The organism is Microbacterium sp. MYb62, from assembly GCF_002979475.1.
Lineage (GTDB): Bacteria > Actinomycetota > Actinomycetes > Actinomycetales > Microbacteriaceae > Microbacterium.
On sequence record NZ_PCOY01000004.1, the window covers coordinates 1 to 12704 of the forward strand.

Below are 12704 nucleotides of genomic sequence, written 5' to 3' on the forward strand. Positions count from 1 at the left end.
TAAGCCTCACAGCGCCGATGGTACTGCAGGGGGGACCCTGTGGGAGAGTAGGACACCGCCGGACTCCTTTTAGACAAGAAAGCCACCCAACGCTGGGTGGCTTTCTTGCGTTGTGCTGGAGAAGAGCCATCCCTCGCGGGGTGGCTCTTCTGCGTTAAGGCGACCGCGGCCGCACGACTCAGCGCTTCAAGCGCGCCTCGAGCATGGCCGCGCACTCCTGCACAGCTGCAGCCAACAGCTCCTCATCCAGATCTGAACGCCCCCACGTGACAGCGACCGCCGCAACGGGCCACCCGGCAGGGTCGAGAACAGCAGCGCCCGCGCTGCGCAGTCCGTCAGCGATCTCACTGTTCTCGGTCGCGTACCCGCGCGACCGCACGTCACGCAGCAGCTCCCGCAACTCCCGCGGCGTCCGTGGCCCGACGCCCGTGCGGTCGGGGAATGCCGATGCATCTGGGTAGAGCGCCCTCACCTGCTCGCGCGGAAGCGCAGCGAGCATCGCACGCCCCGAAGCCGTGAGATGTGCGGGAAGCCGCACGCCGACATCCGTCACGAGTGCAGGCCGCCGTGGTGCGCGTTCCTCGACGATGTACAGCACGTCGCCGCCGCTCATCACCGCGAGGTGCGCACTCTCGCCGAGACGGTCGGACATCGCGGCGACCAGAGGTCTTCCCCGTCGCGCCAGCGGCTGCTGCCTGGCGTACCCGCCGGCGAGTTCGAAGGCGGACGTGCCGAGACCCCATCGTCTCTCCTCACGCAGATGCAGCACGAAGCCGCGCGCAGACATGGTGGTGAGCAGGTGGTAAACGGTCGACCGAGGGAGAGCGAGCTCGCGGGCGATCGCCGACGCTGCCACCGGAGCGGGTCGTCCGGCGAGATAGCTCAGGATGCGGAGCGTGTTCTCCGCAGCGGGGACCTGTGAGGCGTCGGGTTTGTCTGGTATCACAGACACAGCATCGCACGAACGGGTGTCCGCGAAGGCACGTCGGGTGTGGAATCGAGTCATGACCGAACTCGCCCCCGTGCTCGTCGGAGCGGCCCCGTTGTCGCCTGCCGACGTCGTCGCCGTCGTCCGTCACGATGCTCCTGTGCTGATCGATGCGGATGCACTCGCTCGCGTCGCCGAGACCCGACGCGTGATCGATGGCCTGGCAGCAGACCCGAACCCGCACTACGGCGTCTCGACCGGCTTCGGCGCTCTCGCCACGACGTTCATCGCCCCCGACCGGCGCCTCCAGCTGCAGGCCAGCCTGATCCGCTCGCACGCCGCAGGCACGGGGGCCGAAGTCGAGCGCGAGGTGGTCCGCGGTCTCCAGCTCCTGCGCCTGCAGACCCTCGCCTCCGGCCGTACCGGCGTTCGCCCGGTCGTCGTCGAGACCTATGCCGCGTTGCTCAACGAGGGCATCACCCCGGTCGTGCGGGAGTACGGATCGTTGGGCTGCTCGGGCGACCTTGCTCCCCTCGCGCACATCGCCCTTGCTGCGATGGGCGAAGGCGACGTGCGCGACGCATCAGGCGCCCTTCTTCCCGCCGTCGAAGCCCTCGCCGCCGCGGGCATCGAGCCGCTCACCCTCGTCGAGAAGGAGGGGCTCGCGCTCATCAACGGCACCGACGGCATGCTCGGCATGCTGGTGCTCGCCCTGCACGATCTCGAGACGCTCCTGCTGACCGCCGATGTGGCCGCAGCGATGTCGGTCGAGTCCCAGCTCGGCACCGACGCCGTGTTCGCCGCCGACCTCATGGCGCTCCGTGCGCAGACGGGTCAGGCCGAGTCTGCGGCCAACCTGCGCGCCTTCCTCGGGGATTCCCCGATGGTCGCGAGCCACAAGGGGCCGGACGACGGCCGGGTGCAGGACGCCTACTCGCTGCGGTGCTCGCCTCAGGTGCACGGCGCCGCGCGCGACACCCTCGCCCACGCGGCACTGATCGCCGGCCGTGAGCTCGCCAGCGTGATCGACAACCCTGTCATCACTGTCGACGGACGTATCGAGTCCAACGGCAACTTCCACGGCGCACCGGTCGCGGCCGTTCTGGACTTCCTCGCGATCTCCGTCGCCGATGTCGCCTCGGTCTCCGAACGCCGCACGGACCGTGCCCTGGACCCGGCCCGCAGTCACGGACTCCCGCCCTTCCTCGCCGATGAGGTCGGCGTCGACTCCGGCCTCATGATCGCGCAGTATGCCGCAGCCGGAATCGTCTCCGAACTCAAGCGCCTCGCGGTGCCGGCATCCGTCGACTCGATCCCGTCTTCCGCCATGCAGGAGGATCACGTGTCGATGGGGTGGGCTGCGGCCCGCAAGCTGCGACGCGCGATCGACGGCCTCGGTCGCGTCCTCGCGATCGAGATCCTCACCGGCGCCCGCGCCCTCGACCTGCGCGCGCCGCTGCAGGCAGGACCCGCGACCGGGGCCGTGCGCGACCTCGTCCGCACCGTCGCCGCCGGCCCCGGTCCCGACCGTTTCCTCTCGCCGGAGATGGAAGCCGTCACCGCCCTCGTCCAGTCGGGCGACGTCGCCCGCATCGCAAAGGAGCACACTCATGGTTGAGTCCAGGGCATCCGACACCAGCTCTCCCGACACCACCGCTTCGGAGAACCCGGTGTCCGGGCCGCGCGTCGTCCGCGCCGCCCGCGGCAATCAGCGCACCGCGAAGAGCTGGGGTGCCGAGGCCGCCAAGCGCATGCTGATGAACAACCTCGACCCCGAGGTCGCCGAGCATCCGGAAGACCTGGTGGTCTACGGCGGTACCGGCAAGGCCGCCCGCAGCTGGGAGGCATACGACGCGATCGTGCGCACGCTCGACGAGCTCGAGCCGGATGAGACCCTGCTGGTGCAGTCGGGCAAGCCGGTCGGCGTCTTCCGCACGCACGAGTGGGCGCCGCGCGTATTGATCGCCAATTCCAACCTCGTGGGGGACTGGGCCACCTGGCCGGAGTTCCGTCGCCTCGAGGAGCTCGGGCTCATCATGTACGGGCAGATGACCGCCGGGTCGTGGATCTACATCGGCACGCAGGGCATCCTGCAGGGCACGTACGAGACGTTCGCCGCCGTCGCCCGCTCGCTCGGTCGCGACTCGCTCCGCGGAACGCTGACTCTCACCGGTGGCGCCGGCGGGATGGGCGGTGCCCAGCCGCTCGCCGTGACCATGAACGACGGGGCGGTGCTGATCGTCGACGTCGATGAGTCGCGTCTCTCCCGCCGGGTGGAGCACGGCTATCTCGACGAGTACACGACCGATCTCGACGCCGCCGTCGCGCGGATCGTCGCGGCCAAGGAGGCGGGCGAAGCCCTCTCGGTCGGCGTCGTCGGCAACGCGGCCGAAGTGTTCCCCGAGATGCTCCGCCGCGGTGTGCCGATCGATATCGTGACCGACCAGACCAGCGCCCATGACCCGCTCGCCTACCTTCCGGTCGGGATCACGGTCGCGGAATGGAAGACCGAGGCCGCGCGCGACCCCGAGGCGTTCACGCGCCGCTCGCGCAAGTCGATGGCTGCCCACGTCGAGGCCATGGTGGCCTTCCAGGATGGGGGAGTTGCGGTGTTCGACTACGGCAACTCGATCCGGGCCGAGGCGCAGCTGGGCGGCTTCGACCGGGCGTTCGAGTTCCCCGGGTTCGTGCCGGCGTACATCCGCCCGCAGTTCGAGGAAGGACGCGGACCGTTCCGTTGGGCGGCTCTCTCCGGCGACCCTGAGGACATCTACAAGACCGACCGGGCCATCGCCGAGCTCTTCCCCGAAGACGCCGCGCTGCACCGCTGGCTGGAGAAGGCCGGGGAGAAGGTGCACTTCGAGGGACTGCCCGCCCGTATCTGCTGGCTCGGGTACAAGGAGCGCCACCTCGCCGGCCTCAAGTTCAACGAGATGGTCGCCTCGGGTGAGCTCTCCGCCCCGATCGTGATAGGTCGAGACCACCTCGACGCAGGCTCCGTGGCATCTCCGTACCGCGAGACCGAGGCGATGAAGGACGGCTCGGACGCGATCGCCGACTGGCCGCTGCTGAACGCCCTGCTCAACACGGCATCCGGTGCCTCCTGGGTCTCGCTGCACCACGGCGGCGGCGTCGGCATCGGCCGCTCGATCCATGCCGGCCAGGTCACCGTCGCTGACGGGACGGAGCTGGCGGCGCAGAAGCTGGAGCGCGTGCTGACGAACGACCCCGGCACCGGAGTCATGCGGCACGTCGACGCCGGCTACGAGCATGCGCGGGAGGTCGCCCGTGAGCGCGGCCTCAACGTGCCGATGCTCTGAGGTGCCGCTGCACTGAGGCAAGAGCTCTGACACACTGTCCCTCGGAAGGATGCGGATGCGCACTCTCATCACGAACATCGCGGAACTGACCACCAACGTTCCCACCGGTGGTGACCTCACCGGGACCCTGAACGATGCCGCCGTGCTGATCGAGGGTGAACGGATCGCCTGGGCCGGCCCAGCCGCAGACGCTCCAGCCGCCGATGAGGTCGTGGACGTCGACGGTCGTGCCGTGATCCCCGGGTTCGTCGACAGCCACAGTCACCTCGTCTTCGCGGGCGATCGCGCCGCGGAGTTCGAGGCGCGCATGGCGGGGCAGAAGTACGCGGCGGGCGGCATCCGCTCGACCGTCTCCGCCACGCGTGCCGCGACCGATGACGAGCTGCGCGCACGGCTGCGAGGCTTCCTCGACGAGATGCTGGCGCAGGGTACGACGACCGTCGAGATCAAGAGCGGCTACGGGTTGAGCGTCACCGACGAAGAGCGACTGGTGCGTCTGGCGGCAGAAGTGACGCCCGAGGTGACCTTCCTCGGCGCGCACGTGGTCCCCGCCGACTACGCCGACCGTCCGGATGAGTACGTCGATCTGGTCACCGGCCCCATGCTGGATGCCTGCGCTCCGCATTCGAAGTGGATCGACGTCTTCTGCGAGACCGGGGCGTTCACGGTGACGCAGTCGCGTCGGGTGCTGGAGTCGGGCATCGCGCGCGGACTCGTCCCTCGCGTGCATGCCAGCCAACTCGGACCGGGGGAAGGCGTTCGTCTCGCCGTCGAGCTCGGTGCGGCCTCCATCGACCACGGCACCTATCTGACGGATGCCGATGTCGACGCGCTCGCCGACTCCCACACTGTGCTCACCCTGCTGCCGGGCGTCGAGTTCTCGACGCGGCAGCCGTATCCGAACGCGCGCCGCTTGATCGACGCGGGAGTCACCGTGGCCCTGGCGTGCGACACGAACCCCGGATCGAGCTTCACCTCGTCGATGCCGTTCTGCATCGCCGTCGCCGTGCGCGACATGGGGATGACCCCGGCCGAAGCCGTGTGGGCGGCCACCGCGGGTGGGGCGATGGCGCTCCGCAGAGACGACGTCGGCGTGATCGCGCCCGGGGCCAGAGCCGACCTGGTGCTGCTCGACGCGCCGACCCGCATCCACCTCGCCTATCGGCCCGGCGTTCCTCTCGTGAGGACCGTCTGGAAGGACGGTCGGGCGATCGGCTGAGCCCACTCGGCGCGCGGCCGATCGAGTCGCGTGAGCTCGGCTTCGGGCCAGCTCACCTGATCGACCTGCTCATCTGACCGACCGGCTCACTCCAGCGCATGGGCGACCACGACGGCCGCCGCTGCCGACCACGCCTGCGGGCGGCAGGCTGCGGGATACGGGAGGGGCGCGCCGCCGGGCACCAGCGCATCTCCCGAATGCAGCTCGGGCACGCGATAGTCGAAGCCCTCCGCGAGGTCGAGCAGCTGGCCGGCGACCATCCGCGCTTCCGCGTCGAGACCGGCACGCATCATGCCGTGCACGGCGATGGCGGTGTCATGCGCCCACACGCTGCCGCCGTGGTAGCTGAGCGGCCAGTAGCCGGCGGCTCCGGTCGACATCGTGCGGATACCGTAGCCACTCGACATGCTGGGTGCGGTCAGGAGCGCGGCACAGGCCTGCTCCTCCTCGCGGTCGAGGAGGCCGGTACCGATGAGGTGGCCGATGTTGCTCGTGAGGGTGTCGACCGGGGCGCCGTGGGCGTCGAGCGCGACCGCCGGGTAGTGCCCTTCCGGCGTGGTCACCCAGTAGGCGGCGCGGAATCGTTCGCGCAGATCTGCGGCCCACGCCCGGAGCTCGGCTGCGCCGGATTCGCCGAACGTGTCGAGCAGGTCTGCACCGCGGATGGCGGCTTCGTACGCATAGCCCTGCACCTCGCTCAGAGCGATCGGTCCCTCGGCCAGGCGTCCGTCTCGCCACTGGATCGAGTCGCCCGAGTCCTTCCAGCCCTGGTTCGCGAGCCCGTGACCCGACTCGTCCGCATAGTCGATGAAGCCGCTGCCCGAGGCATCGCCGTGCACAGTCATCCAGGTGAGCGCCGCGCGTAGAGCGGGGAGCAGTTCGCGGACCTCCGACTCCGGCATCCCGGCCGCGTTGGCGTCGGCGAGCAGGCAGATCCACAGCGGTGTCGCATCCACCGTGCCGTAGTACAGCGGCGGCAGGTGCACGCCCTCATTGGGCAGCGAGAGGGCGCCGCTGCGCAGCTCGTGCGCGATCTTGCCCGGAGCCTCGGCCGTCGATGCGTCGTGCACGGTGCCCTGCAGGCGTGCCAGCACGCGCAGGGTGGAGGCTGCCATGTCGGGATCGACCGCGAGCGCGAGCCGCGCGGCCCAGAGCGAGTCCCGACCGAACAGCGTGAAGAACCAGGGGGCCCCGGCGGCGTAGAACGCATCATCCGGATGCGCGGGCAGGGCGAGGCGGAGGGCGGAGAGGTCGGCGGTCGCCTGCTGGATCCAGCGCGCCGCGCGCGAGTCGGAGGGAACGGTCGGCTGCGGCGCCTGCGACGGCAGCGCGGCGGTGACGACGAGTGTCGGGTCGTCGAGGTCGACCGTCCAGCCCACGGCGACGGAACCTCGCGGCGGAACCAGCACATCCCACCGCAGTACCAGGGCGTCGCCGTCCTGCGTCGCCGTGGCCTCGGGCGCGGTGAGCGCGAAGGACGCCTCTCCCGCCCGGCAGACGGATCCGTCCCAGGTCCACGTCGCATCGGCGGCGAGCCCGGCTTTGACGAGTTGCATGGGAGCGAAGTCCGGGACGACCCGGACGGCGATGCCGACCGGAGTGGCCGTGTCGAGGTGGGCGGCGACAGTGATCCGCTCGGAGAACGACCCCGGCCCCACACGCCGGTCGCGATCCATCCGCACCTTGGGGTCGGCCGATTCGTCGTCGAGCCCGCGCAGAAGATCCGTCAGGACCACCTGCTGCGGCGCCGGAGAAGCGCATCCGATGGACTCGAGCGCGGTGCCGGCGACCGTGGTCTCGATGCTCCGGATGTGTCGCACGTCGCCGTGATAGATGCCGTGGATCGGAGCGGTGCCCATGCGGCCGACATCGTCGGACCAGGCCTGGGTCGGCGCCTCGAGCATGATCACGGCGTCGTCCAGCAGCGGCTGGAGGGGCGGGGTGGGGGTCATTCCTTGACGGCTCCTTCTGTGGAGTTCATGATGCGGCGCTGGAAGACGAAGAACATCACGGCGACGGGGATCGTCATGATGAGTGCGGCCGCCAGCTTGAGCGGGTACTGGGTGCCCTGGCTGAGTCCGCCGCTGGCCAGGGACGCGACGCCCTTGGTGAGGGTCGTCAGGGCGGGGTCGTTGGTCGACACGATGAAGTGGCTGAGCTCGTTCCAGGAGCCTTGGAACGACAGGATGACGATCGTCACGAGCGCAGGCGTCGCCATCGGCAGCACCACCGACCAGAACAGCCGGAACGTGCCGGCACCGTCGATGCGAGCCTGCTCCTCGACCGACTCGGGGATCGACTCGAAGAAGTTCTTCATGATGAACACCCCGGCCGCATCGACGAGCAAGGGCAGGACCATCCCGGCATAGGAGTTGAAGATGCCGAGCTGGTTGATCACGAGGAACTTGGGGATCAGCAGCACGACGGTCGGCACCGACATCACCGCGACCAGGGCGGCGAAGACGACACCGCGCCCGCGGAAGCGGAGTCGAGCCAGTGCGTACCCGGCGAGCGAGTTGAAGAACACGCGCCCTGCCGTGACGAAGATCGTCACGATCGCGCTGTTCACGAACCACGAGGGGAAGTCGGAGTTGCGGAACAGGCGCTCGTACGCCGCGAAGGTCCACACGTCCGGGATGAGCGTGATCCCGCTGGACGCGGCATCCTCATCGGTCTTGAAGCTCGTCGCGACCTGGATCAGGAACGGATAGATGTAGATGATCGCGAGGATGATCAGCAGCGCGTAGAGCGCGATCTGCCACGTCAGCTGCTTCGGGGAGAGCCGCCTCATGACGATGCGCCCTTCGACGGGGACTCGTAGGCGCGGATGCGGCGCTTCGACACCGGCCGCTCGCGCAGCACCCAGCGCTGCAACAGCGTGAAGATCACGATGATGACGAACAGGATGAACGCGATCGCCGCTCCCTGCCCCCACTCCTGGTTCTGGAATGCGGTCTGGTACGACAGGTAGGCAGGCGTGAGCGTGGTCTTGCTCGGCGCTCCTCGGGTGCCGGTGTAGATCTGGTCGAACACCTGCCAGCAGCCGATGAGGCCGAGGGTGAGCACGGTGAACAGGGTCGGACGCAGTTGCGGGAGCGTGATGCGCCAGAAGCGCTGCCAGCCGTTCGCGCCGTCCATCATGGCTGCTTCGTCGACGTCGGCGCCGAGGTTCTGGAGACCGGCGAGGAAGATGAGCATGAAGGTGCCGGAGGTCGTGAAGATGGCCATCAGGATGTAGGCGCTCATCGCGACAGAGGGGCCGGCGAGCCACTCCCACCACGACACTCCGAGGGTGCCGCCCTGGGTGAGGGCTGCGGGACCGGCGTCGAGGCCGACCGTACCGAGTGCCAGATGGAAGATGCCGCGCGGATCGTTGAACCAGTTGGGGCCGTTGATGCCGAACCAGGAGAGCACGTCGTTCACGGCTCCGCTCGAGGTGAAGAGGAACATCCACAGCACGGTGATCGCGACGGTGCTGGTCACCGAGGGGAAGTAGTAGGCGGTGCGGAAGAAGCCGCGACCGCGGAGCATGGCGCGGTTGACGAGGATCGCGAGGAACAGTGCGAGTGCGGTCTGCAGCGGGACCACGAGCGCGACGTACCAGGCGTTGTTGCGCAGCGACGTGCCGAAGTCCTTCGTCGCGAGCCCGCCGTCGGTGAGCACGGCGGCGAAGTTGTCGGCGCCGACGAACGACACCGATCCGGAGAGGGGGCTGCCGCGGCCGGCCCAGTCCGAGACGCTCACCCAGAGCGCCATGATCACGGGGATCAGGAGGAAGACTCCGAGGATCACGATCACCGGCGCGGTGAACAGCCACCCGGCTGCCGCCTCGCCGCGGCGGAGCCCGGTGGCCCCACCGCGGCGAGGCGTTGCCTTGACCGTCATGGTTACTCGACGACCGCTTCGAGGTTCGACTGGACGGAGTCGAGGATCGCGTTCGGGTCGGCGGTCTTCAGCGACTCCAGCTGGGAGTTGAAGTCGGCGATGACGTCGGCGGTCCCCGCCTGGTTCGGCGGGAACTGCGCGTACTCCGCGCCGGCGAGGAAGGGCTCGAGCTCCGGGTACGCCGAGGTCCAGTCGGCGGCGGCGGATTTGATCGACGGCATCGGGCCGAAAGCCTCCGAGAACGCGAGCTGGCTGTCAGCGCTCGTCAGGTACTCGACCAGTTCGAGAGCGGCCTGCTGGTTCGGGCTGTCGGCGGCCATGCCCCAGCAGTTGGTGAACTGCAGTGTGCCCGCACCTCCGGGGCCCTCGGGGAGCGCGGAGACGGTGTATGCGAGGCTGCTGTAGTCGTTCGACAGCGCTCCGGTGATCCAGTTGCCCTCGATCACCATCGCGGCGGACTGCTTGCCGAGAGCTTCTCCGCCCCAGCCGGCCCCGACATCCTTGGCGAAGGCGAACGTGCCGTCGGCGAGGTGCGACTTGACGTAGTCGAGCGCTTCGACGTTGGCAGGGTCGTCGGCGATGGCCTTGCCGTCGCTGACGAGGCCGCCGCCTGCCTGCGCCATGAAGGCGCCGACGCGCTGGTATTCCGCGCCGAAGGCGAGACCGACGTGGTCGGCAGTGGTGAGCTTCTGCGCCACGGCGGCCAGGTCGTCCCACGTCTTCGGCAGATCGGCGTCGGTGAGTCCGGCATCGGCCCACATCTGTGTGTTGATGATGAGGGACAGCGTCGAGAAGTCCTTCGGCGCGCAGTAGAACGTGCCGTCGACCGTGAAGTTCTCCACGAGCGAGGGGTAGAAGTCGTCCTTGTTGGCGAGCTGGTCGCCGTAGGCCTCGAGCGATCCGTTGGCGGCGTAGCCCGACGCCTGGTCGGTGGACAGGTAGAACAGGTCGGCCGGGTCTCCCGCGGCAAAGCCCTGCGACAGCTCCTGATCGAGGTTGCTGGCGACCTGGACCGTGACCTTCGTCCCGGAATCGGCCGACCAGAAGTCGACGGCGGACTGCACGGCCTCGGTCTCGGCATCGCCGGACGAGCCGATGAGCACCGTGAGCGCGTCGTCTGACGAGGTGAGGCCCTCGGCGTCAGCCTTCTGGTCGTCTCCGGCGAAACCGGAGCCGCAGCCGGTGAGCACGAGCGCGCCGGTGAGCAGCACCGCCCCGGTGCCGAAGACTGCGCGAGTGGTGTGCCGTGTCATGGTCTCTCTCCTTTGATGAGTCACTGCGGGCGACGGCCTCGGGGAGGGCCGTGCGGGATCAGCACAGAAATTTGAACGATCAAACTCTGCGTGGAATAGGCTAAGCGGGAGTCGCGGGAAGTGTCAACCCGGGACGTGAAAGAGGAGGTGCGATGGCGAAGGCGCCGACCGTCGAAGACGTCGCCGAGCGTGCAGGCGTCTCCCGGCAGACGGTCTCCAACGTGCTCAACACCCCGGACATCGTCCGCCCGGCGACCAGAGAGCGCGTCATCACGGCGATCCACGAACTCGGCTACCGGCGGCACGCGGCGGCGCGACGGCTCCGTCTGCGCCGCAGCTCGACGATCGGCATCCGCCTCGATCCCTACGTCGGCGGGATCTCGGGCGTCGTCCTCGACCGGTTCGTGCATGCGATCACGGAGCGGGCGAGCGAGCGAGGAATGCGGATGCTGGTCTACGCCGCTCGCACGCGTGAGGAGGAGATCGCCAGACTCGCGGAACTCTGGGAGGGATCGGAGATCGATGCGGCGATCATCACCGGCACCTCGCGCGACGACCCGCGCGTTCGCAGCCTCGACCAGGACGGGCTGCCGTTCATCTCGTTCGGCCGACCGTGGGGCGAAGACGACATCGCCGACCCGCGCCATCTCTGGGTGGACGTCGACGGAGCGGAAGGAACGCGTGCAGCGACCGTGCATGCCCTCACCCGAGGTTCGCGGATCGCCTTCCTCGGCTGGCCGACGGGCTCCGGGACCGGTGACGACCGCGAGCGTGGCTGGCGTGAGGCGATGGCAGCGGCCGGTGCTCGGGGCACGCGGCTGACGGCGGAGGAGGGCGTACCGTTCGCGCGCGCGTGCATAGACGCGGCGCTCGCCGCCGGGTCTGTGCCGGATGCCGTCGTGTGCGCCAGCGACTCGCTCGCCGTCGGCGCGCTGCTCGCGATCGCCTCAGCGGGACTCACGCTGCCCGTGATCGGCTTCGACAACACGCCGACCGCCGAGGCGCTGGGCTTCTCGAGCGTCGAGCAGCGACCGGAGGATGTGGCGACGGCGATCCTCGAGCTCCTGATGGGCCCGACCGGGGAGATCGTGGCGCCGCGGACTCTGCAGGCCGGTTCAGCGCATGCGCTGATCACCCCGGAGCTGGTGGTCCGCTGACGCCGCCGTGAGAGCGTTCCGGCTCAGCGTCGCGACGCGAGGCCCGCGAGCAGCTCCAGCACGCACAGCGCGGCGAGGCGGACCGTGCGCGCATCGTCGGCATCGGCTGTCGCATCCACCTCGGCGAGATCGGCACTGGCCACGCGGGGATCCGCGGCGACGGCACGAGTCAGTGCACGCAGCTCCCACGCCTGCATGCCTCCCGGCACGCTCGCCGGGCAGCCGGGAGCAACGGAGCGGTCGCACACATCGACGTCGATGTCGAGATGGATGCGCGAGCCGATCCCGGCTCCGGCGACCTCGACCGCTTCCGCGACGACGTCCTCGACTCCGCGGTGGCGGAGTTCATCGAGGGTGATGACCCGGATGCCCCACTCGGCGGCGCGCCGCGCGTAGGCGGCGGAGTTCGCGAAGTCGGCGATGCCGATCTGCACGATCCGCGCCGGGTCGATCCGGGCTGTGCGCAGCGACGATGCGGCGGGGGCGTCTTCGACGAGGCGCCGCACAGGCGTTCCGTTGGAGACGCCGTCGCGCAGATCGAAGTGCGCATCGAAGGTGATCAATCCCGTGGCCTCGGACCCGAGTGCGACCGGGTAGGTGAGGGAGTTGTCACCGCCGAGCGCGATCACGAGATCCGTCGCGGCCGTCAGCTCGCGCACGCGGGAGATGACCCTCGCCTCTCCGTCGGAACCGTCGGGATCGGTCACGTCGCCGGCGTCGGTGATGTGCAGCACCTCGTTCAGCTCCACCGCGGGCGGACCCATCACCGTCGTTCCATAGCGCGGGAGCGCCTCGCGGATCGCCGCCGGAGTCGCGTGCGCCCCGGTCGGCGAGAGCGAGGTGCGCCACGTCGGCACCCCGAGCAGCACCGCGTCGGCGGTTCCGCCGAAGGCGGGCCAGGAACCGGCGCGCGGCCAGAGCGGATCGTGTGCGAGTGCCATG

10 protein-coding genes are annotated in these 12704 nt (G+C 69.4%); 4 read left to right on the forward strand and 6 right to left on the reverse strand.

Annotation, left to right across the window (positions count from 1 at the left end):
* Window positions 1–178: 178 nt before the first annotated feature.
* The gene (locus CQ042_RS06280; protein WP_105669813.1) at window positions 179–946 is read right to left on the reverse strand and encodes an IclR family transcriptional regulator; all 768 of its coding nucleotides are present in this window, start codon (window positions 944–946) and stop codon (window positions 179–181) included.
* A 58-nt stretch (window positions 947–1004) separates the two neighbouring features.
* On the opposite strand from CQ042_RS06280, the gene hutH reads away from it, so the two are divergent.
* Genes hutH through hutI form a run of 3 tightly spaced genes read left to right on the forward strand, consistent with a single transcriptional unit; the run spans window position 1005 to window position 5467 of the window.
* Window positions 1005–2546 (forward strand): histidine ammonia-lyase, encoded by a 1542-nt coding sequence (gene hutH, locus CQ042_RS06285; protein ID WP_105669628.1) that lies wholly within the window; start codon window positions 1005–1007, stop codon window positions 2544–2546.
* Window positions 2539–4248, forward strand: a complete 1710-nt coding sequence (gene hutU / locus CQ042_RS06290) for a urocanate hydratase (protein WP_258132087.1) — start codon at window positions 2539–2541, stop codon at window positions 4246–4248. The genes hutH and hutU overlap by 8 nt, the downstream gene beginning before the upstream one ends.
* A gap of 55 nt (window positions 4249–4303) precedes the next feature.
* Entirely contained in the window at window positions 4304–5467 is a 1164-nt protein-coding gene (gene hutI / locus CQ042_RS06295; RefSeq protein WP_105669629.1) for an imidazolonepropionase, read from the forward strand.
* 86 nt (window positions 5468–5553) lie between these two features.
* Here the strand turns inward: hutI and CQ042_RS06300 are convergent, their stop codons facing one another.
* The 4 genes from CQ042_RS06300 to CQ042_RS06315 are packed head-to-tail and all read right to left on the reverse strand — an operon-like array spanning window position 5554 to window position 10605.
* Entirely contained in the window at window positions 5554–7419 is a 1866-nt protein-coding gene (locus tag CQ042_RS06300; protein WP_105669630.1) for a glycogen debranching N-terminal domain-containing protein, read from the reverse strand.
* Window positions 7416–8258: a carbohydrate ABC transporter permease gene (locus CQ042_RS06305; RefSeq protein ID WP_105669631.1), complete on the reverse strand. Its 843-nt coding sequence runs from the start codon at window positions 8256–8258 to the stop codon at window positions 7416–7418. The genes CQ042_RS06300 and CQ042_RS06305 overlap by 4 nt, the downstream gene beginning before the upstream one ends.
* A complete protein-coding gene (locus CQ042_RS06310; RefSeq protein WP_105669632.1) occupies window positions 8255–9352 on the reverse strand; it encodes a carbohydrate ABC transporter permease in 1098 nt (365 codons plus the stop codon). The genes CQ042_RS06305 and CQ042_RS06310 overlap by 4 nt, the downstream gene beginning before the upstream one ends.
* A gap of 2 nt (window positions 9353–9354) precedes the next feature.
* Window positions 9355–10605: an extracellular solute-binding protein gene (locus tag CQ042_RS06315; RefSeq protein ID WP_105669633.1), complete on the reverse strand. Its 1251-nt coding sequence runs from the start codon at window positions 10603–10605 to the stop codon at window positions 9355–9357.
* Between the two features lie 152 nt (window positions 10606–10757).
* Here CQ042_RS06315 and CQ042_RS06320 point away from each other — a divergent pair, with 152 nt between their 5' ends.
* Window positions 10758–11762 carry a LacI family DNA-binding transcriptional regulator gene (locus CQ042_RS06320; RefSeq protein ID WP_105669634.1) on the forward strand — a complete coding sequence of 335 codons (1005 nt, stop codon included), beginning with the start codon at window positions 10758–10760 and terminating at the stop codon, window positions 11760–11762.
* 23 nt (window positions 11763–11785) lie between these two features.
* Here CQ042_RS06320 and CQ042_RS06325 read toward each other — a convergent pair whose 3' ends face one another.
* A complete protein-coding gene (locus tag CQ042_RS06325; RefSeq protein WP_105669635.1) occupies window positions 11786–12703 on the reverse strand; it encodes an arginase family protein in 918 nt (305 codons plus the stop codon).
* Between the last annotated feature and the right edge of the window lies 1 nt (window position 12704).